This is a genomic window from Halobellus clavatus, assembly GCF_900107195.1.
Taxonomy (GTDB): domain Archaea; phylum Halobacteriota; class Halobacteria; order Halobacteriales; family Haloferacaceae; genus Haloquadratum; species Haloquadratum clavatum.
The window spans coordinates 248,814-267,927 of record NZ_FNPB01000001.1; the positions used below are offsets into that span (position 1 = coordinate 248,814).

At 67.9% G+C, this 19,114-nt stretch carries 17 protein-coding genes; 4 read left to right on the forward strand and 13 right to left on the reverse strand.

What is annotated here, in order from left to right:
- Positions 1–56 precede the first annotated feature (56 nt).
- From BLU74_RS01295 to BLU74_RS01330, 8 genes are all read right to left on the reverse strand, one after another.
- Entirely contained in the window at positions 57–1,799 is a 1,743-nt protein-coding gene (locus tag BLU74_RS01295; RefSeq protein WP_089764277.1) for a histidine kinase N-terminal 7TM domain-containing protein, read from the reverse strand.
- Between the two features lie 166 nt (positions 1,800–1,965).
- Positions 1,966–2,508, reverse strand: coding sequence for a DUF7261 family protein (locus BLU74_RS01300; protein ID WP_139175572.1), 543 nt, complete (start codon positions 2,506–2,508; stop codon positions 1,966–1,968).
- Entirely contained in the window at positions 2,505–2,918 is a 414-nt protein-coding gene (locus tag BLU74_RS01305) for a DUF7262 family protein (protein ID WP_089764282.1), read from the reverse strand. Before BLU74_RS01305 ends, BLU74_RS01300 begins: the two co-directional genes overlap by 4 nt.
- Complete coding sequence (locus BLU74_RS01310; RefSeq protein WP_089764285.1) at positions 2,911–3,648, reverse strand: DUF7263 family protein; 738 nt, start codon at positions 3,646–3,648, stop codon at positions 2,911–2,913. Before BLU74_RS01310 ends, BLU74_RS01305 begins: the two co-directional genes overlap by 8 nt.
- On the reverse strand, positions 3,645–4,211 hold the full coding sequence (locus tag BLU74_RS01315; RefSeq protein WP_089764287.1) for a DUF7266 family protein: 567 nt from the start codon (positions 4,209–4,211) through the stop codon (positions 3,645–3,647). The genes BLU74_RS01310 and BLU74_RS01315 overlap by 4 nt, the downstream gene beginning before the upstream one ends.
- Positions 4,208–4,954: a DUF7289 family protein gene (locus BLU74_RS01320; RefSeq protein WP_089764290.1), complete on the reverse strand. Its 747-nt coding sequence runs from the start codon at positions 4,952–4,954 to the stop codon at positions 4,208–4,210. The genes BLU74_RS01315 and BLU74_RS01320 overlap by 4 nt, the downstream gene beginning before the upstream one ends.
- Complete coding sequence (locus BLU74_RS01325) at positions 4,951–6,915, reverse strand: type II secretion system F family protein (RefSeq protein WP_089765219.1); 1,965 nt, start codon at positions 6,913–6,915, stop codon at positions 4,951–4,953. The genes BLU74_RS01320 and BLU74_RS01325 overlap by 4 nt, the downstream gene beginning before the upstream one ends.
- 56 nt (positions 6,916–6,971) lie before the next feature.
- Positions 6,972–9,323: a type II/IV secretion system ATPase subunit gene (locus tag BLU74_RS01330; RefSeq protein WP_089764293.1), complete on the reverse strand. Its 2,352-nt coding sequence runs from the start codon at positions 9,321–9,323 to the stop codon at positions 6,972–6,974.
- A 209-nt stretch (positions 9,324–9,532) separates the two neighbouring features.
- On the opposite strand from BLU74_RS01330, the gene BLU74_RS01335 reads away from it, so the two are divergent.
- From BLU74_RS01335 to BLU74_RS01345, 3 genes are all read left to right on the forward strand, one after another.
- Complete coding sequence (locus tag BLU74_RS01335) at positions 9,533–10,510, forward strand: Gfo/Idh/MocA family protein (protein ID WP_089764295.1); 978 nt, start codon at positions 9,533–9,535, stop codon at positions 10,508–10,510.
- Positions 10,511–10,588: 78 nt separating this feature from the next.
- A complete protein-coding gene (locus tag BLU74_RS01340) occupies positions 10,589–11,572 on the forward strand; it encodes an aldo/keto reductase (protein ID WP_089764298.1) in 984 nt (327 codons plus the stop codon).
- A gap of 139 nt (positions 11,573–11,711) precedes the next feature.
- Complete coding sequence (locus BLU74_RS01345) at positions 11,712–12,398, forward strand: DUF4013 domain-containing protein (RefSeq protein WP_089764301.1); 687 nt, start codon at positions 11,712–11,714, stop codon at positions 12,396–12,398.
- A gap of 18 nt (positions 12,399–12,416) precedes the next feature.
- Here the strand turns inward: BLU74_RS01345 and BLU74_RS01350 are convergent, their stop codons facing one another.
- The 4 genes from BLU74_RS01350 to BLU74_RS01365 all read right to left on the reverse strand — a co-directional run bounded on the left by BLU74_RS01350 (position 12,417) and on the right by BLU74_RS01365 (position 17,000).
- The gene (locus BLU74_RS01350) at positions 12,417–13,565 is read right to left on the reverse strand and encodes an ABC transporter ATP-binding protein (protein WP_089764303.1); all 1,149 of its coding nucleotides are present in this window, start codon (positions 13,563–13,565) and stop codon (positions 12,417–12,419) included.
- A gap of 93 nt (positions 13,566–13,658) precedes the next feature.
- Positions 13,659–14,603 (reverse strand): carbohydrate ABC transporter permease, encoded by a 945-nt coding sequence (locus BLU74_RS01355; protein ID WP_089764306.1) that lies wholly within the window; start codon positions 14,601–14,603, stop codon positions 13,659–13,661.
- On the reverse strand, positions 14,600–15,640 hold the full coding sequence (locus tag BLU74_RS01360) for a carbohydrate ABC transporter permease (protein WP_089764309.1): 1,041 nt from the start codon (positions 15,638–15,640) through the stop codon (positions 14,600–14,602). The genes BLU74_RS01355 and BLU74_RS01360 overlap by 4 nt, the downstream gene beginning before the upstream one ends.
- A 10-nt stretch (positions 15,641–15,650) precedes the next feature.
- The gene (locus BLU74_RS01365; protein ID WP_089764312.1) at positions 15,651–17,000 is read right to left on the reverse strand and encodes an ABC transporter substrate-binding protein; all 1,350 of its coding nucleotides are present in this window, start codon (positions 16,998–17,000) and stop codon (positions 15,651–15,653) included.
- Between the two features lie 202 nt (positions 17,001–17,202).
- On the opposite strand from BLU74_RS01365, the gene BLU74_RS01370 reads away from it, so the two are divergent.
- Positions 17,203–18,258: a hypothetical protein gene (locus BLU74_RS01370; protein WP_089764314.1), complete on the forward strand. Its 1,056-nt coding sequence runs from the start codon at positions 17,203–17,205 to the stop codon at positions 18,256–18,258.
- Here the strand turns inward: BLU74_RS01370 and BLU74_RS01375 are convergent.
- Complete coding sequence (locus BLU74_RS01375) at positions 18,251–19,006, reverse strand: DUF8116 family protein (RefSeq protein ID WP_089764316.1); 756 nt, start codon at positions 19,004–19,006, stop codon at positions 18,251–18,253. The two genes, BLU74_RS01370 and BLU74_RS01375, sit on opposite strands and share 8 nt — an antisense overlap.
- Positions 19,007–19,114: the final 108 nt, after the last annotated feature.

Below are 19,114 nucleotides of genomic sequence, written 5' to 3' on the forward strand. Positions count from 1 at the left end.
GCTGTCACATCGGGCGCACCGTGCTAAAACTGTTCGCCGCAGGGCCGAGGCCGGGGTCACTCCGTCGCCGATCCCGGGAGCTGGATGACGGCCACGGTACGCAACGACCGCGGGGTGTCGAGCGATCGACCATCGTCGCCCGCGCCACTCGCCGGTGAGATATCGTCGTCGCTGGACACCTCCTCGTCGTCGAAGCGGAGCGAGCCGCCGTTCTCGATCACGCACCAGTACGCGAGCCAGAGCCCGAGCCCCTCAGCGTGCTGGAGCGGCGTCTCCGATCCGGCGTCGAGCGCCTCCCGGTCGACGGCGGGGATGTCCGGGCCGTTGGATTCGATCCGAACGGTGACCGTCCCCGTCGGACTGTCACTGGTGACGCTGATCGACAACGCGAGATCTTCACGGGCCACCTCGGCTTCCGCGACGAGCAGGTCGGTCAGTTCCTCGATCGCCGTTGTGATCGCCGTCGCGTCCGTGAGTTCGGCTCTCGCGTGCTCCTGGCCCCGACACGTGAAGCCGACAGCCGGGTACGCACGGCGGGCGCTGCGGACGGTGCTCGCGACGATCTCACTCACGTCGTGCGTGGCGGGACTCTGCGTGTGGGTGTCGTTGAGCTGTGATACTTTCCGGGCCTTGTCGCTGACCGTGAGGAGGTCGTCGGTCCGATCGAGGATCGACGCTGCGGCCTGCTCGACGTCGTCGGCAGAGCCACCCGCTACGACGTCGGCGTACCCCCGGACCACGTTCATATCGTTCCGGAGGTTGTGCCGGAGGATCCGGTTGGCGACTTCGAGCCGCTGTTCGTAGCGGTGCCGGCCCGTGACGTCGCGGAGCGCCAGCGCGTATCCGACCTCGTCGCCGCGGGTGTCGGTCAGATCCGAGACACGGACGTCGTACGCGAGGTTGTTGGCATCGGTGACAGTGGTCTCGTGTAACTGTTCGAATCCCTGTTCCGGGAAGAGTTCGCTGACGGGGGTCCCCGCCTCGGGTGGCGGATCGAGAACTCGGCTGGCCGTCTCGTCGGCGTCGACGACGACGCGGTCGGAATCCAACACGATCAGTCCGTCGCCCATCGCCTCGAAGGCACGGCGGCGAGCGACCGGCATCCGTTCGAGCAGGTCGTAGTGATAGAGCCCGGCCACCAGGAGCGCCCCGGTGATCGTGAACGCGAACACGGTCAGGTTGACGCCCGGAACGGGACTCACGCCGAGGAGGAATGCCATATGCGAGACGAACGGCGGGAGCGGGGCGATCGCCAGCACCGCGACCTGCTTCCAGTAGAGCAGCGACATCCGGATACCGACGAGGATGATGAGTCCCATCCCGACGACGACGGCAGTGTAGGCGACCACGATGTGCGCGTAGTAGAGCGGGCCGAACGACACAGGGAGCGCCCCGTTAGCCGCGACCGATTCGGCCGGAACGCGCCAGACGAGGTGGGTGAAGCCGTTCGTCAACGTCGCGAGGATGACCACGACGGGTTCCAGCGCCAGGAGCGCCGCGCGGGTCCGCGTCAGCCACTGCGAGCGGCTCACGTACTGGACCACGAGAAGCAGCCACAGCATCGGCACCGCGCTGGACAGCGCGAACGTGAGTTGCCACCACTGCCGCTGGGCCGCGACCGAATCGAACCCTAAGAGCACCGAGTACGAGAGGGCCGACAGCCCCACCACGAAGTGCAGTGCGGCGATTTCGATACCGCACCGCGAGTCACGGTACCGCCAGCCGACGACGACGAGTACCGCGTGGACGCCGGCAGCGACAAATCCCAGCGCAGAGAGGGTAGTGAGTTCCCACGGCATACGAGGTGAGGGTCACATAAGCCCCAGGAGACCCTGCTACATCAAACCACCAGTCGTTCGAGAGGTCCCGAATCGAGGTACTTCCCGGGGGGAAGTTCCAGTGTACCGACATTCTTATTGGAAATTTGACTCTATCTCTGCCGGTCACGATCGGAGCGCGTGCAGATCAGGAGACGACGCGCACGACGAACACAGCCGTCGAGGACTCGGTCGGCGAGACGATGCGAACGCGGACGACTGCGGCGATTGGTGTCGTCCGACCGGCCCGCTCCTGGACGACGAGACCGTCGATCGCGCGGCACGGCCCGAACGTGCGACCGGGGCCAGCGGGACAGTCGGCCCGCGCAAACCGGATCGCTCCGGCACCGTCGAATGCGACCGACAGCGACCGCCCGCGCTCGGCGTGGACGCGTTCGATTCGTTCGACATCGGCGGACAGAGACGCACGGATCCGGGTCACGACCGCACGTCGGTCCCGCCACGCGATGGTGTCGGTTCCCGCAGTCGCGTCCTGCGCGGCGGCGCGGACCGCGGCGGTCAGGCTGCGGTCGATCGTCGAGAGCGAGGCGACGTCGACGTCGCTCGCACTCGCGCGATCGCCGTCGTAGCCGAGTTGGGCGAACGCGACCGTCATCGCGAGGAGCGCGACAGCGACGACCGCGGCGGCGACGAGGACGATCTGCCCGCGGTCGTCGGGGCGTCGAATCACGGGACCCACACCCGGAGCGAGAGGACGCACCGCCCGGTCGAACGCGTCGCCGTCCCGGCGGACACGGCGGCCGGTGGGGCTGGACCGACGGCCCCGTACGGCGTCTCGAGCCGTCCGAACGCCGCAGCCGGCAGCACCGCATCGAGGCGGGCGGCGAGTTCGGTCCGCTCCGTCGCGAACGCGGCGGGAGACCGACACGCTGCGGACAGCCGGCTGCGACCGGTCCCCGCCGGCGGTTCCGCGTCGAGCACGGCGAGCGCGTCCGCCGCGTGCCGGTCGAGCCTCGCGTCGGGAGCGTCTCCGACGGGCACCCACAGGAACCCGGCCACGACCGAGAGGAGCAGGAGTGCGCCCACCGTCGCCTCGACGAGCGACGTCGCGAGCTGGCCGCGATCGGTCCGCTCAGCCACCGACGACCACCACCAGCGACGCGGTCCGCGCGGTCGGTTCCGTCCAGGTGACAGTCGCAGTCGCCCCGACGACGACGGGCCGTCCGCGGGTGACGAACACGAGGTCGAGCGGGCGCGTCTGCGGGACCGACACGACGTACCGGCCCGCCAGGCCGTCGGGATCGTGGAGGACGATGCGGTCGCCCGCCCGAAGCGTCGCGATCGACTGCCCCGGAGCGGGGTCGACCACTACCACCACGGGACCGGCGTGGTCTCGGAGTGTGACCGCGCGTCGGTCGGCGAGATCGATCCGTGTCGACCGTTCGACGGCCCGTTCGATCCGGACGCGTCGGGTGACCCGAGCGCCCCGTCGATCGGCGGAGCCACCGGCGACGGCTGCGGAGGGGTGGCCCCGTACGACGACCGTCTCGGTGCCGAGCGAGACGCGGAACGAGCGGTTCCGGAGCGGCGGGACCGCCGCGTCGAGCGCGGCGGGTGTGAGGTTTGCCGTGGCTCTCGATCGGAGGACGTTGGGGCCACGGGTGTGGGCGGCGTCCGCGGCGACGAGGTGGTCCGCCAGGCGTTCGGCCGCGTGCGTCGCGAGCGGCCGCCGGTCGGCGTCGGCGACGGCGTCGTTCGCGAGTGCGACCCCGACGACGGCGACCGTGGTGACGACGATCACCGCCACGGCGAAACCGATCAGGTTCGCCTGTGCGCGGTCCGTTGGAGCGCGCAGTTGCGAGGCGCTCACGGTGAGCCTCCCGGACTTGGCGTCGGTACCGGTGTCGCCGTGGAAGCGTCGGTGCCGAGGCCGCCGCCATCGACGAGCCGAACGGCGAACGACTCCTCGGTCACGGAGACCGTCGCCCACGACGGCGACGAACTCGTCCACGAGCCGCTGATCGACGCCCGCCGCGGGATCGCGAGGCGGAGCCGACCCCCGATCGACGGATGCGGGTGGACGAGTCGGAGGGTCGGATCGCCCGCGTCGTCTGCGGCGACGATTCGGTACGCGTCGCCCCGAATCGTCTCCGGGAGGGGGACGGTCACGCGACGATCGATGCGATCGAATCGCTCGCTCGGGGCGGCCGTCTCCAGTCGGTCCCCGGCGGCGACGAGCGCTCGGTCGCCGAGTTCCGCGCCGACAGTGGCGCGGTAGTCCGGGACGAGGCCGCCGAAGAACGTCGCTGTCAGAAGGGCGACGAACAGGACGCCGATCCCGAGTTCGAGCGTCTTGCCCACGACCGGGGAGAGCCCTCGATCGGTGCCGGAGTCGCCGGTGAGAGCCCGACAGACGCGGGTGAGCAGGGTCACCGTCCCACCTCGACAGCGAGACGGACGTCGCGGACGACAAGATGTGCCGTCCGCCGACCGGGGAACGACGCGACGACAGCGGTGGTGCCGTCGCCGTCGATGTCGCGTCGGGTCGTCGTCGCGCCGCGCTCGCGCAGGTGGCGTTCCCACGCCGCCGGCGTTTCGGTCTCGACCGCGACGCGGTACGTCGATCGCGGGAGATCAATTCGTTCGGTTCGTGCGACGGTGTGAAGCGTCACACTGAGCCGGTGTCCGCCGGTCGCAACGCCGTCAGCGCCGCTGGCGTTCAGCACCGGAACGCCGAGATAGAGCGTCCCGTTCGCCGGGGCGATCCGGCTCGGCGCGACGACGCGGTCCCCGCGGTCGTCGGTTCGGACGACGGCACCGGCGAACCCCGTGACGCGGTGGCCGTCGTCGTCGTAGACGATCGCGCCCGCGTGCCCGGCCCAGACGACGCCGTCGGCGTCGAGCACCCACACCGATCGGTTGACGACGCGGACGGACCCCGACGCCAGGTCGATGGTCGTGGCTCGCGGTCCCGGGTTCGGTCCGAGTGCGGTCTCGAAATCGGTGGCCACGCGGGTCGCCGCCGCGGTGGCTGCGCCGTCCTCGACGACGGATCCGGTCGTGGCGGTCAGCCCGCCGACCGCGAGGACGGTGAGCCCGAGCAGGATCGCGACGCCGACGACGGCGGTCTGTGCGCGCTCACCGGAAGCAGCCCCCGGGCTCGACGCGCCCGTCACACCAACCCCATCCCGGTGAAGACGACGTGACAGAGCGCGACCAGACAGCCCGAGTGGAGCAGCGCTTCGTAGCGCCCCCGGCTGGCGACGCCCGCGAACCAGCCGGCGGCGATCATCGTCGCTTGCGTGGTCACGTAGAGGCGGAACTGATCGCGAGCGAGGTCGACCGCGGCGGGGTCGACCGCGAGCCCGGAGAGCGCTGACATCGTCGACAACCGATCGAAGCCCGTGAAGACGGTGACGCCCGTGGCGACGCTGATCCCCACGATCAGGAGCGCGGTCGTCCAGCCGACGGCCACGTACACGAGCATCGCGGCGCGGAGGGCACGCTTCTCGTGATAGAGCCGGCCGACTTCGCCCTGTAGGGTCTCGAAGACGACGCCCGTGTCGCTGCCGGCGTCGAGTGCGCCGATCACCAGGCCGACCGTCTGCTCGGCCATCGGCGTGCCGACCCGGTCGACGAACCGGTCGAGCGCGGCTGTCCGCAGGTCCGTCTCGGCAGCGTCGAGCGGCGTCGTGAGTCGGAGGTTCATCGCGAGATCGGCGACGTCGCCGTTCAGCGGCCCGAGGTCGACGTCGCGGGCGACGTGTTCGACCGCCTCCGAGAACGGGCGGCCGAGCGACACGTGCCCCGAGACGGCGTGCACGAAGTCCTTGAGTTCGTGGTCCTTGCCGTCGTCGAGCCGCGATCGCCGGACAGCGACGAGTCCGACCGGGATGGCGAAGCCGACGTATCCGACCAGTAGCGAGACGATGACGCCGACGCCGAGCAACAGCGAGGCGACGCACGCCGCGATCCCGATCGGTGCGAAGGCGACAGTCGCACTCGCTGGATTCCTCGTCGCCGAGCGAAGCGCCTCGATCGCCCCCGCTGGCTGTGGATAGTCGACGCTCTGGTCAGGTGGCCTGAGCCGCGTGACGAGCACGGCGGTTCCGGCGCCGACGAGTAACACGAACGCGGCGCTCCCGTAGACCGCCAGGGCCCGAAGCGAGACCGCTCCGAGCGGCGTCTCGACGGTCGCCGCGAGGGCTGGCGAGACGATGCTCATCACGGTGAGTACGATCACGAGGAGCGCCGGGAGAACGAGGAGGACGACGAACAGTTCCGCGAGGAGTTCCAGAAACCCCTGCGCTTGACTGCGGTCCCGATCCTGCTGGTGGCGGAGCATCCGACTCTCCATCGCCAGGTACTCTGCGAGTGCGTCGGGGCCTTGATCGGCGTGCTCGCGGAACTTCAGGAGAAACGGCGCGAGCGTGTCCTGAGCCGGGGTGTCCCGGGCGATTCGCCGGAGCCCCTCGTCGACGTTGCCCGTCATCGCCGCGGTGTTGAGCGCCTGCCGAAGCGCGACGGCCGTTTCGCCGTACGCGTCGGTGGCGGCGACCCGTCCGAGCATCGCCCGCCGGCCGTCGCTGCCCGAGGCGAGAACGTTCAGATATCGAACCGCGCTGGGGAGCGTCCGCGTGATGTCGGCGCGGCGGGCGGCCGCGAGCCACCGGAGGTACCGGCCGCCGGTGTAGACGACGGCGAGATGGACGCCCCCGGCGGTGAGGAGTCCGGCGGCGCCCGCAAGCACCAGCGGCGTCCGGCTCGTGGCCTGAATCGCCCCGGGGAGCGCGGTCGCCAGTCCGCCGTTGCCGATGCGGCTCAGACGGGTCAGTAGTGCGGTGCCGGTCGATTCGATCGCGGCCGGCGAGAGCGCGAGCACGGTCGCGGCGGCGGCTCCAGCGAGTCCAATCCCGAGGAGCCACGAGAGGGCGTAGACGCGTGCGAGGTACACGTCGAACGCCACGGTCAGGTTGGTCCCGCGATACGCGCGTCGGTCGCGCTCGTGGCGTCGCGTGTCGGCCCGGCCAGCGAAGAGCGCGTACGCCGCGCGGTCGAACGCGCCGAGAGACGCGTCGCGGGCGACGCCCGCACCGCGCGGACGGTCGTCGTCGCTCGTGGTCGCCGCGGTCTGCAGGCCGGTGTCGTCGTCCGCACCGGTCCCGTCTGACCGGGCGTCTGCGACCCGTCCGATCACGGCCCGTCCCCGCGGCGGTCGGCGGCGGCGTCCACCGTACGAGCGGGGTCGGCGTCGCCGTCAGTCCTGGATCCGCTCACGCCGTCTGATTCGTGCGCCCGCTGTCGCCGGACGCGCTCGACGGTCGCGGCCTCGTCGGTCCGCAGGTCCGAGAGGAAGCCGAACAGGTCGTCGACGTCGGTCACGCGCTCTCGCCGGAGGTACTCGACGTACCCCTGTTTGCGCCGGAACTCGCGTTCGACGTCCGCGACGTCGCGGTCGGTCGCGGCGGCGAGTCGGTGAAAGAGCCTGAGGGCGCGACGGTGGGTCTCCCCGTCGGTCGCGGCATCGTCGCCGCCGAGCGTGGGGTGGTCGTAGGCCATCCCGAACGAGCCGTCGGTCTCGCGCCACAGCAGCGTGTTGTAGTGCAGCGTGATCCCGTCCTTCTCGACGACCCCCGTCCGCGCTGACGCCGGCAGCGATTCGGCCGCGTCGGCGGAGAGCAGTTCGACCACCGAGCCGACGTAGCGCTCGCCGTCGACCCGCCGGGGGAAGACGACGACGTCGAGTTCGCGGAGGAGATAGCCCGGGAGCCCCTGTTCGATCACCCGGTTGACGAGCGTCTCGATGTCTTCGGCGTGAGTCGTACCGACGACGCCGTGCCCCGTGTTCAACACTTCAGCGAACGTCTCGAACGATTCCGGGGTGTTGACTTCGGCGATGACCTCGACGTCGGGGTTGAGGTAGTTGGCTTCGGTCATCAGGTCGGCCATCGAGACGCGTTTGTACGCGTTCTCGTGGTCGCGCGTGGTCAGCGAGACGCCGGTCTCGTGCGGGAGATACACCTCGCGGGAGCCTTCGTCGATGCTGATCGGACGGTGATCGTACGGGATAAAGGGCATATGGGCGTTCATCAGAGTAGTCTTGCCCGCGCCCGTCGGCCCCGAGAAGAGCACGACCCGGTGGTGCTCATAGCAGAGCCACAGGAGCGTCACCAGTTCGGTCGGAATCGAGCCGAAGCCGACGAGTTCGATCGGCGTTAGCGGCGACGCCGCCTGCTTCCGGATCGAGACGTGGGGGCCGTCCTCGGAGATGACCGGGAGCGCGACGGCACAGCGGATCGTCTCGCCGTGCCCCGTCGCGTCGGGCGCGACGCCGGCGGGGCGGAGGTTCACCTTCGCCGATGGCTGACTCGCGCTGAGTTCGACCCCGTCGGCGGCGGCCAACTGGGTGACTACGTTGACGAACGTGTTCTCGTCCTCGAACGAGAGGTTGGTGGGCACGCGCTCGCCGGCGCGGACGACGTCCGCGCGCGGGACGACCTTCACCCGCTCGCCGACGCGGTTGGCCTCGACGTCCTCGAGGTGCGGATCGCGGATCGGGATGGTGAGGACGCCCTCGCCGACGTAGTCGCGTAGGACGTAGTAGACCAGGTCGTCGAGGCGGTCCTGAGCGTACCGGCGGTCGACGGGCGGGACCCCGAACCCATACGCGGCGAGGGCGCTCCGGGCGCGGTAACGCGTCGCTGCGAGCCACGCGCGGGTGTTGCGAGCGGTGAGCCGCCGCGAGAGGAACTGCCGGGCGCGCTCGCGGATGAACGCCGTGCGCTCCTCGACGATTTCCTCGACGTTGGCCTCCCAGATTCGCTCTTTGCACTCGGCGATCAGTGCCTCGTCGCCCGGAAGTAAATCGGGTTCGAGGACGGCGTACTTCGCCTCGAAGCGATCGTCGCCGAGGAGCCGGTCGCGGTGGACCACGACCTCGACGTCGAAGCCGGCGAAGGAGACGGTGTAGCGGCGGAGCCGCTGGCCGGCGACGCGGCTGGCGAAGGGCGCGTCCGCGCGGAAGTCGGTCGCGGCGGGCGCGTAGTCCTCGGTGTGGACGACGAGCGCCCCGTCGGTCTCGCCGTCGAGGTCGACGACGTCGACGCGGTCGTCGAGCGCGATGGGCGTGAGTGCCCCGAGCAACCGGAGTTCGCAGATTGCGTGGTAGTCGATTCGACGGCGCGCGGCCGGCGACACGTCGAGCAGTCGGTCCAGCACCCGGCGGTACTTCGGCGGAAGCCCCGCGGCCGCGCGCTCGGCGGTTCCCTGTCGAGTGAGCGGCCGGCGACCCTCCACGCCGGAGAAGTACTCGCGGATCTCCTCGAGCGCGCGTTCGGACTCCGCGCGCAGTGACGGTTCCCGGAGGTGGTACGTGAAACCGACGCCGTCGGGGGCGTCACGGATGGTCGTGACGACGCCGGGGGCGACCTCGTACTGCGATCGGACGTCGCGCGCGTACCACGCGGCGCGACTGCCCGGCGGCTCGGGGGCCGGGACCGTCGGTCTCTCGGTGCCGGAGGCGACCGAGCTGTCTGCCGGAGTCATTCCCTCACCGCGGCAGTATGCCTACAATGCATACGGCGGATCTTTCGGCATCGTATATAAATTCACGCGACACTCATCGGAAGAAAACCGGGCCGGCGTGTGCGGACGAACCGATTGGACCTGTCGGCAACCGTGACTGTCGGTCTGGGGCGCCCGTCGACGTCGACGGTTCACACGGGCTTTATTTCGGTGACTCGAAACTGGGACGTATGCGCTTCGGCATCATCGGAACCGCAGACATCGCGCGAACGGCACTCCTCCCGGCCCTCCGGGAGACCGAGCACTCCGCGGCTGCCATCGCCTCCAGGGACGAGTCCCGGGCCGTCCAGGTGGCCGAGGAGTTCGGCATCCCGCGGACGTACGGCTCCTACGAGGAACTGCTGTCTGACCCGGAGATCGACGCGGTCTACAACCCGCTGCCCAACGGACTCCACGCCGAGTGGACGAAGCGCGCGGCCGACGAGGGCCTCGACGTCCTCTGTGAGAAACCGCTCGCGGCCGACGCGCAGGAGGCAGAATCGGTAGTTCAGTACTGCCGGGACGCGGGCGTGACCCTGATGGAGGCGTTTATGTACCGGTACCACCCGCGGACCGAGCGCGCCGTCGAACTGGTGCGCGAAGAACTGGACAACGTGCACTCGCTGAACGCCTCGTTCAAATTCCGGCTCGAAGGCACCCCCGACGACGTCCGCCTCGATCCCGACCTCGCCGGCGGGGCGCTGATGGACGTCGGGTGTTACGCCGTCTCGGCCGCGCGGTTGTTCCTGGGTGAGCCGGACCGCGTCTACGCGTACCAGAACGACACCCGCGACGCCGGCGTCGACACCACGCTGATGGGGATCCTGGAGTACGAGGACGGACGGATGGCGCACGTCGACGGCGCGTTCGACGCACCCGAGGTCCAGCGATGCCGCGTCGAGGGCGAGAACGGCTGGCTGGAGCTTGACCCGGCGTTCAACGTCTCTACCGACGAACCGGCGGCGCTGGAGTACGAGATCGACGGCCGACACGGTCACGAGCGGTTCGAGCCGCTCGATCAGTACCGTGCCGAGGTCGAGGCGTTCATCGACGCTGTCGAGTCGGGGGCGGAACCACGGACCGGCGGTGCGGAGGCGATCGCGAATATGCGCGTCATCGACGCGCTGTACGAGAGCGCGAGCCGCGGTGAACCAGTCGACGTCGAGTGAGCATCGAGTGGCGCGGGTGGGTCGATCGGCGGTGACGCTTTCCGAAGTGTTAGGCAACTGCGATCGCGATATCTGACTATGGAGACGCGACCACTCGGCGGGACGGGCGCTGAGGTCACCGAAATCGGACTGGGCACGTGGGAACTGGGCGGCGACTGGGGCGACGTCGCGGAGGCGGAGGCACGCGAGGCGATCAACGCCGCGCTCGACGCCGGCGTCAACTTCCTCGACACGGCCGACGTGTACGGCAGCGGCCGCAGCGAACGCCTCATCCGAGACGTGCTGGCGGAGCGCGACGAGGACCCGTTCGTCGCGACGAAAGCCGGACGGATGCTCGACCCGCACACCGCCGACGGGTACGACGAGGCCCACCTTCGGGAGTTCGTCGACGACTCCCGCGAGCGACTCGGCGTCGAATCGCTCGACCTCGTCCAACTGCACTGTCCACCGACGGACGTCTACTATCAGCCGTCGACCTTCGAGGCGCTCGAAACGCTCCGTGAGGAGGGGCGGATCGACGACTACGGCGTCAGTGTCGAGCGCGTCGAACAGGGGCTGAAGGCCATCGAGTACCCCGGCGTCGAGACGGTACAGATCATCTTCAACCCCTTCCGCCAGCGCCCGCGAGAGTTGTTCCTCCGAGAGGCCGCGAACAGGAACGTCGGCGTCATCGTCCGCGTGCCGCTGGCCTCCGGGCTCCTGACCGGCGCGCTCTCGCCGGAGACGGAGTTCCCGGACAACGACCACCGGAACTTCAACCGCGAGGGCGACGCCTTCGACGTCGGCGAGACGTTCGCCGGCGTCCCGTTCGAGCGGGGGCTGGAGGCCGTCGACGCGATCGAGCCCGTCGTCCCCGAGGGGCAGTCGATGGCGCAGTTCGCGCTCCGCTGGATCCTCGATCACGACGCCGTGACCACTGTCATTCCCGGCTCCTCGAGCCCGGCACACATCCGTGACAACGTCGCCGCCGCGGACCTGCCTCGGCTGTCGGCGGAGCGCCACGCGGCCGTTCGCAGCGTCTACGACGAGTACATCCGCGAGCACGTCCACCAGCGCTGGTGACCGAGTCCCCGGGCGACGCCGGGAACGGCGAGCGGGACCGACACCGTTTTGCGGACCGACCTGGGTAACTGAGACGTGTCCCGAACGACCGACAGCCGCCCGAATACCCTTGTTTCCGGCCGACGCCGGGTGAACTGAGGTGTTTCTCGAGGCACTCCGCTACCCGGTTGCGGACCGGTCGCGGCTGGACGGCACCGCCAAGTGCCTGCTGGCTCTCCTGCTGGCCGCGGCACTGCTCCGGGCCGCCGCGCGATTGTGGCCCGACTGGGCCGCGTTGGCGCCGCTCGCACTCGTCATCATACCGGTCTTCGGGTTTCTCGGGTTCATCAGCGGCGTGCTCTCCGGCGAGGGGTTCCCCCACCTGCCGACAGGCGAGACGGTTCGACGCGCGGCCCGGCTGTTCGGCGTCGCCGTCGGCTACCTGTTCGTGCCCGCGCTGACGATCGTCGCCGTCGGGTACGTCACCGGCAGCGGTGCCATCCCGGCAGTCATCGGGGGCATAACGACGGCGACGCTGGCGACGGTGGCGCTGCTCATCACCGTCGTTTGCGCGTACCTGCTCCCGGCAGCGGCCGTCAGGGGCGTCGAAGACGGACTCCGTGCCGGCCTGCAGCGCGAGGCGCTCCGCGGGACGGCCTCCAGCGCGTACTTCCTTTCGTGGGTCGGAGCGACGGTCCTCGTCGTGCTCTCCTGGAGCGTCCTGGCGACGACGGCGACGCGGAGCCTCGCGGCGCTCGCGGCGCTCGTCTGGTTCGCGTACGCACACGTCGCCGCCGCCGCACTCGTCGCTGAGGGCGTCGAGCGGGGGCGCTACTGGGAGCGGTAATAAAAAGCGCGCGGCGAGTCAGTCGAGTTCGACCGCTTCGATGTCGTCCTCCAGCGAGCGGTTGTGGAGGGCCTCGCCCGTCGCTCGATCGAAGAGGTGGATCGCCTCTTCGGGGATTCGGGCGACGACCGTATCGTCCTCGGTGACGCGAGTGAAGCCGTCTGTCGTCGCGACGAGCGTGTCGTCGTCCTCGCCCGCGGCAGCGGCGAACTGGAGGTAGACCGTGTTCTCGTCGCCCATCGGTTCGACGACGTCGACGACCGTCTCGAAGTCGTGCGCATCGTTCGCGCGCTCGGTGAGTTCGATGTCTTCGGGACGGATCCCGAAGACGAGATCGGTCGTGCCGCCGAGGTCCGCCTCCGTCTCGGCGTCGATGGGGTACTCGAAGGCCTCACCGCGCAGGACGCCGTTCTCCAGCGTCACGTCGAAGAAGTTCATCGACGGTTCGCCGAGGAAATCGGCGACGAACTGATTCGCCGGTTCGTGATAGCACTCCAGCGGCGTGCTGATCTGTTGCAACTTGCCGTCGTTGAGGATGACGATACGGTCGCCCATCGTCATCGCCTCCGTCTGGTCGTGCGTCACGTAGACCGTCGTCACGCCCAGATCGTCCTGGAGCCGCTGGAGTTCGGTCCGCATCTGTGCGCGGAGCTTCGCGTCGAGGTTCGACAGCGGCTCGTCCATCAGGAACACCTCGGGGTCGCGCACGATGGCGCGGCCGAGCGCGACGCGCTGTTGCTGGCCGCCGGAGAGTTCAGTCGGTTTCCGGTCGAGCAGGTTCGAGATCCCGAGCAACTCTCCCGTCTCTGAGACCATCTCTTGGATCTGGTCGTCCGGGAGGTCGGTCGACTCCTCCAGCCCGAACGACATATTCTCGCGGACGCTCATATGCGGGTACAGCGCGTAGGACTGGAACACCATCGCGATGTCTCTGTCCTGTGATTTCACGTCGTTGATGACGCGGTCGGCCAGCGAGATAGTCCCCGAGGTGATCGTCTCGAGTCCCGCGATCATCCGTAGCATCGTCGACTTCCCGCAGCCCGAGGGGCCGACGACGACGATGAACTCCCCGTCGTCGATCGACGCCGAGACGCCGTCGACGGCGCGGATTTCGTCGTTGCCGTCCTGGAAGACCTTCGTTACCGAATCGAGTTCAAGCGTTGCCATATCTGTGAGTTGTGATGGGGTAGTCGTTCAGGTGCCACGCAACTATCTCTTTCGCGGGGGGAATCGCGCCGCGGCCGGGTCGCAGGGGACGGCTCACGCCGCCACCCCCTCGGCGAACTCGTCGCCGAAGAAGATGTAGACCGCCAGCGTCGGGAGCGCCGCGAAGAACGCTCCGGCCATCCGGAGCGCGAAGTCTTGGCCCTCCATCGACGTTCCGAGGCCGGCGAGGATCAACACGACCGGCGCGGCCGGACTCGATTCCGTCGAGACCAGCACCAGCGTGAAGAGGAGGTCGTTCCAGATCTGCGTGAACTGATAGATGAGAACGACCGCGAACATCGGTCCCGACAGCGGGAGGACGATGCGCTGATAGACCCGACGGAGCGACGCCCCGTCGAGGCGTGCCGATTCGATCATCTCCTCGCTCAGGTTCTTGTAGTACGTCCGGAAGAGGAGCGTACAGATGGGGATCCCGTAGGCCACGTGGGTGATGACCAGTTCGATGATGCCGGCGTAGTCGTCGGGGACGCCGAGCGCCCACACGAACGAGAGGTGCTGGACGAGTTGGACCCACTGCGACCAGAACTGTGTCAGCGGCACCAACACGGCCTGATAGGGGATGAAGATCCCCGAGATGATGATCGCGAGCAGCGGTGCTTTGTACGAGACCTTCCAGTCTGGGATGGTCAGCCCGTACGCCGTCAGGCTGCCGACGGCCGCGGAGATGACCGTGGCGGGCACCGCGTACAGCAGGCTGTTACCCATCCCGCGCACGAGTGCATCGATAGCCGTCTGCCACTTCTCCAGCGTGAATCCCGCCGATCCCGGCGGTGCGAATGGCGCTGTCTCGAGGATCGCGGTGCCGGTCTTGATCGACGTGACCAGCCCCGACTCGATGGGGACGAGATAGAACCCCGCCATCAGGAGCAACGCGACGTACAGGCCGACATCTTCGAGCGTCAGCCCTTCGACGTTCCGTCGCAGCCGTCCAGTCACCGTCGCGCCGCTGCCGTCAGTTCGTATCTTGCGATCGCTCATAGGTTGTTCCTCCGGTACTCGTAGACGAGATACGGGCCGATGACCGAGAGTGCCATCGCGAAGAGGACGATGGCGATGGCCGCCCCGTAAGCCCAGTTGAGATTCGCGTACGCTTCACGCACCATCTTCGTGGCCAGGATGTCCGCCCCGTTCGGCGGTCGGTAGCCACCGACCAGCGAGTAGAGGAAGTCGAAGGCCTTCATCGCGAACACCATCAGGACGACTGCGGCACTGATCGTCGCGCCCTTCAACTGGGGGATGATGACCCGCCAGTACATCTTCAGGGTCGACGCACCGTCGACCTGCGCCGCCTCGTAGTGCTCAGTCGGAATCGCGCGGAGGCCGGCGAGGTACACGACCATCGCGTACCCCGAAAACTGCCACATCAGCGCGAAGATGATGGCCCAGAGGACGATCCCCTGATTGCCCAGCCAGCTGACTGGACCCACACCGAACACCCCGATGATTCGGTTGACGATGCCGTTGTTGAAGTTGTACATCCACAGCCAGAACTGGGCAGTGACCACGAACGAGAGGCTCATCGGCAGGAGGTAGATCGTCCGGAACGTGTTCTCGAACCGGATCCCCCTGTCGACGAGGATGGCCAGCACGAGCCCGACTGCGAGCGTCGCCACGGTGAACGCGATGAGCAGGATGAACGTGTTGACCGCAGCGTCGATGAATCCCGGATCCGCGAGCGCGCGGGCGTAGTTGTCGAGGTCGAGATTCGAGTAGTCGGGGGCGTTGGCGAAGCCCTGATAGTCGGTCAGCGAGATCAGGAGGTTCCAGATGATCGCCCCGTAGACGAACAGCGCCATCAGCAGGAACGGCGGGAGCCAGAACGGCGTCGACTCGATGAAGTCGCTCCCGAACCGCCGGTCCGCCGCCGAGCTGAGCCGTTCGATGGGCCCCGGTTCAGACGCCGACGAGTCCGTGACCGAGCCGTCGCTCACGACGCCGCCGTCGGGGCGTGCCGTCTCTTCGTCCCGCGACGACCGGCTGAGCGCGTGGTACAACCGACGATAAAAATCCAGCATACGGCGGGGTTCAGTTCGAGACGGCGTCCAGGAAGCCCTGCGTCGCTGCGTCGACGTTGTAGGGCCCGGTGAACTCCGAGGAGATGACCTCGTTGAGCTGGGTCATCTTCTGGGAGGAGACGCCGAGTCCGTGCTGGAGGTTCGGCGGCCGGAACTCCGCGTCCGCGAAGTCCTCGGCGGTCTCCTGCAGGTACGGCCCGAAGGCGTCCATACTCACGTCGGTTCGCGTCGGGATCGAGCCCTTGTACTGATTGAACGCGATCTGCGCTTCGGGGCTTCCGACGAACGCTTCCCAGGTCTTCGAGGCCTCGGGGGTCGGGTTGTTCGCCGGGTAGAGGAACGAGTCGAAGTGGAGGGTGTACATCCCTTCCGTGCCGGGGAACGTCTTGAAGCCCCAGTCCTCGTCGTACGCGAAGTCCTCGGTGTTACGGTAGGCACCCGCCGCCCAGTTACCCTGGTGGATGAACGCCGCGTTCCCGTTGATGATGTTCTGGTTCGACGCCGTCAGGTTCAGCGACGCCGCGTCGTCAGAGATGTAGTTTTCGAGCATCTCCGCGGTCGTCTCGAACGCCGCGCGGACGTCGCTCTCGGAGCCGTCGCCCGCGAGGAAGTCCATATAGGACTCATAGCCGTTGACGCCGAGCATCACGGCGGCCCACAGCTGCGTCGTCGTCCACGTCCCGCCCATCGCGTGGGTCATCGGGACCGCGTCGGTCTCGCTGGCGACCGTCTCGAAGGCGTCGATGAGTGCGGAGGGACTGTTCAGCGACTCGACGTCGATGCCCGCATCCTCGACGACCGAGACGTTGTAGAACAGGCAGTTCAGGCGGTGCGATCCGAGCGGGACGGCGCGGTAGCTCCCGTTCTGCTGGTGGAGCTCGATGGCCTCATCGACCATCACCTCCTCGAAGTTGTTCTCCTCCCAGACGTCGTCGACGCTGCCGAGGACGCCCTCGTAGCGGAGGAGGTTCGGGCCGGGCCAGTTAGCGAACGCACCGGGCGGATCGTTGCTCTGCAGTCGGTTCGCGACGACCGCGTCGAGGTTCTGGTTCCCGCCACCGCCGATGGGGTTCATATCGAGGCCGACGTCGGGGTGTGCTTCCTCGAACGCGGCGGTGAGCGCCTCGGCCGCACGGGCACCGTCGCCGCCGGTCCATCCGTGGAGAACTTCGACGGGACCGCTGCTCCCGCCTCCGCCACCGCTCTCTGTTTCGGTTGCAGTGCTCTCGGCGGTGTCGTCGCCGCCACCGCTGCCACCATTGCCGCTACAACCCGCGATACCTGCAAGCGCTGCGATCCCGGTTGCGTGAATAAACCGTCGCCGTGACCGCGAACGACCGTTGTCACTGTTCGAAGACATCACTCATAATTTTTTACGACCCATATAATAAATTTTTATGTTGTCTTACCACACAGGAGTAATCCCGGCTAATACGGACGGATACCCGGACCTCCATAGTTTTCACCCCGAGAGTAACGCGGCGTCCCGGGGAGCCGGTCGTCGGTTCTTTATTGTCGATACCCCACCGCTTAGGTAGGACGACTGTGAGAGCGGACGTACGGTGGCGCTGAGAGAACCCGCGGCGAGCGTGGTCGAGTCCGTCGACGACGACCGGGCCGTCACGCTACTGGAATCGATCTACGAGCACGACCTCCCTCCGGCAGTGCAGGATCTGGTCTCGGAGTATCAGAACTTCGAAGAAGCGCGATCGACGTTCCTGTGGAAGTGGATACACCACCTCGCGCCGAAGAACGTGATGCCGTTCGTCGACGAGTCCTACCGCGAGGCCATCGCGGTCGACAACACGATCCTCGTCATCTTCGTGACGGTCCTGGACGATCTGATCGAGAAGCACCGTGATTTCAGGACGTTCGACGCCATAACGGGCCTCATCCGCCTCAACGGCTGGAACGACAGTGCGGCCCTCGGTCGGTCGCTCGAACTGGCCGACGGCAGCGGGCGAGGGCCGCCCCGCGTCGACGAACCGTACGCCGCATTCGCCGTGCGTGTCTGGGAGACGCTCCTCGATAGACTGGAGCGCGCCCCAAAGTTCGACGAGTACGCCCCGCTCTTCCGGTTCGACGTCGGGCAAGTCGTCACGTCGATCGAGTACAGTAGACTGGCCATCGATCGACCGGAGCTGGCGACCGTCGACGACCTCGGCCGGTATGAGTCCCACAATATGGGGATGCACAGTTTCCTCGATATCGATCTCATGCACACCGCTCCCGAGTACCGGAATCATCTCTCAGTCTTGCGGGAGGCTGTCGAAATCGCCCAACAGATGGCCCGGATCGGCAACTGGCTCAGCACCTGGGAACGGGAGGTCTACGAGGGCGACGTGAGCTCGGGCGTCGTCGTCTCGGCGGTCGAGCGTGACATCGTCGGCGTCGAGGAGCTCCCCGACCCGGCGGACCCGGACCCCGAGACGGCGAGCGAGGTGATCGAGCGGATCAACGAGCACGACCTCGAAACCGAGTTCCTCTCGCGATGGAACGACAAGTACCGCCGGCTCGTCGCACTCGACCGTACCGTCGACGAGATCGACATCGGCCCGTTCATCGACGGCACCGAGGAAGTCCTCCGATACCACCTCGCGAGTCAGTGGTTCAATTAGCGCTCGACGGACGATCGCCGCCGAAGCGCTCGCGCTCGCGGCGGCATACGCGCACCCAGAGCGCGAGCAGGGAACTGTCGAGTCCGTACCGCGCGTCGGTGTCTCGCACCCACTCGTCGTCGGTGAAGAGCAGGTACTGAAACCGCCTGACCGTCGGGTCGAGATCCTCCAGCGCGAGGTCGCCGACGTAGTAGCCGACCGTCTGAGAGCGGGTCTCGGCGATCAACTCCGGCGGGACGCCGATGCCGCACTCGCCGGCGACGTAGTCGAACCACTCCAGGTGGAGGATCGCGTCCGCGAAGGCGAACCGATCGGCGAAGCCGGACACCGACTCGATGGCGGGACGACCGTGGGAGATGACGTCCTTCGGCCGACTGAACCGCGGGACTGAGAGGTGATCGATCGTTCGCGCGTACTGGTCAGCGACGCGCCTGAGCCGCCAGTCAGCGTAGGCGACCGGGGCGGTCAGCGGGAGTTCGTACCAGACGGGCGTCCACTCCAAAAACGGCAGGCCGAAGGCGGCGTCGGCATAGAGGTCTGCGGCGACGAGTCGGTTCACCGCCGGCGCGACGTCTTCGCCGGTCCGACCGGCGCGCATCGCGGTCTCGGCCTCGTCGATGAACCCGGCGAGATCGCCGGTGTGGAACCCCATCCCGTCGGCGACCCGCAGGAGGTACTCGCCCCCGGGTCGGAACCAGTCGGCGAAATCCGCAGGCGTCCGCGCACGTAGTAATGAGAAGACGCTCACGGAAGACAGTACGGCGTCCGAACCTATATACCGTCGGTTCCGGGTTGATCCGCCGTCGATTCTGTGCCTGTCTGCCGTCGATTCCAAGCCGCCCTGCCGTCGATTCTA

Coding starts and splice junctions, on each gene's coding strand:
- BLU74_RS01295 (WP_089764277.1), bottom strand. CDS start 1,799: ATGCCGTGGGAACTCACTACCCTCTCTGCGCTGGGATTTGTCGCTGCC.
- BLU74_RS01330 (WP_089764293.1), bottom strand. CDS start 9,323: ATGACTCCGGCAGACAGCTCGGTCGCCTCCGGCACCGAGAGACCGACG.
- BLU74_RS01335 (WP_089764295.1), top strand. CDS start 9,533: ATGCGCTTCGGCATCATCGGAACCGCAGACATCGCGCGAACGGCACTC.
- BLU74_RS01340 (WP_089764298.1), top strand. CDS start 10,589: ATGGAGACGCGACCACTCGGCGGGACGGGCGCTGAGGTCACCGAAATC.
- BLU74_RS01350 (WP_089764303.1), bottom strand. CDS start 13,565: ATGGCAACGCTTGAACTCGATTCGGTAACGAAGGTCTTCCAGGACGGC.
- BLU74_RS01355 (WP_089764306.1), bottom strand. CDS start 14,603: ATGAGCGATCGCAAGATACGAACTGACGGCAGCGGCGCGACGGTGACT.
- BLU74_RS01360 (WP_089764309.1), bottom strand. CDS start 15,640: ATGCTGGATTTTTATCGTCGGTTGTACCACGCGCTCAGCCGGTCGTCG.
- BLU74_RS01365 (WP_089764312.1), bottom strand. CDS start 17,000: ATGTCTTCGAACAGTGACAACGGTCGTTCGCGGTCACGGCGACGGTTT.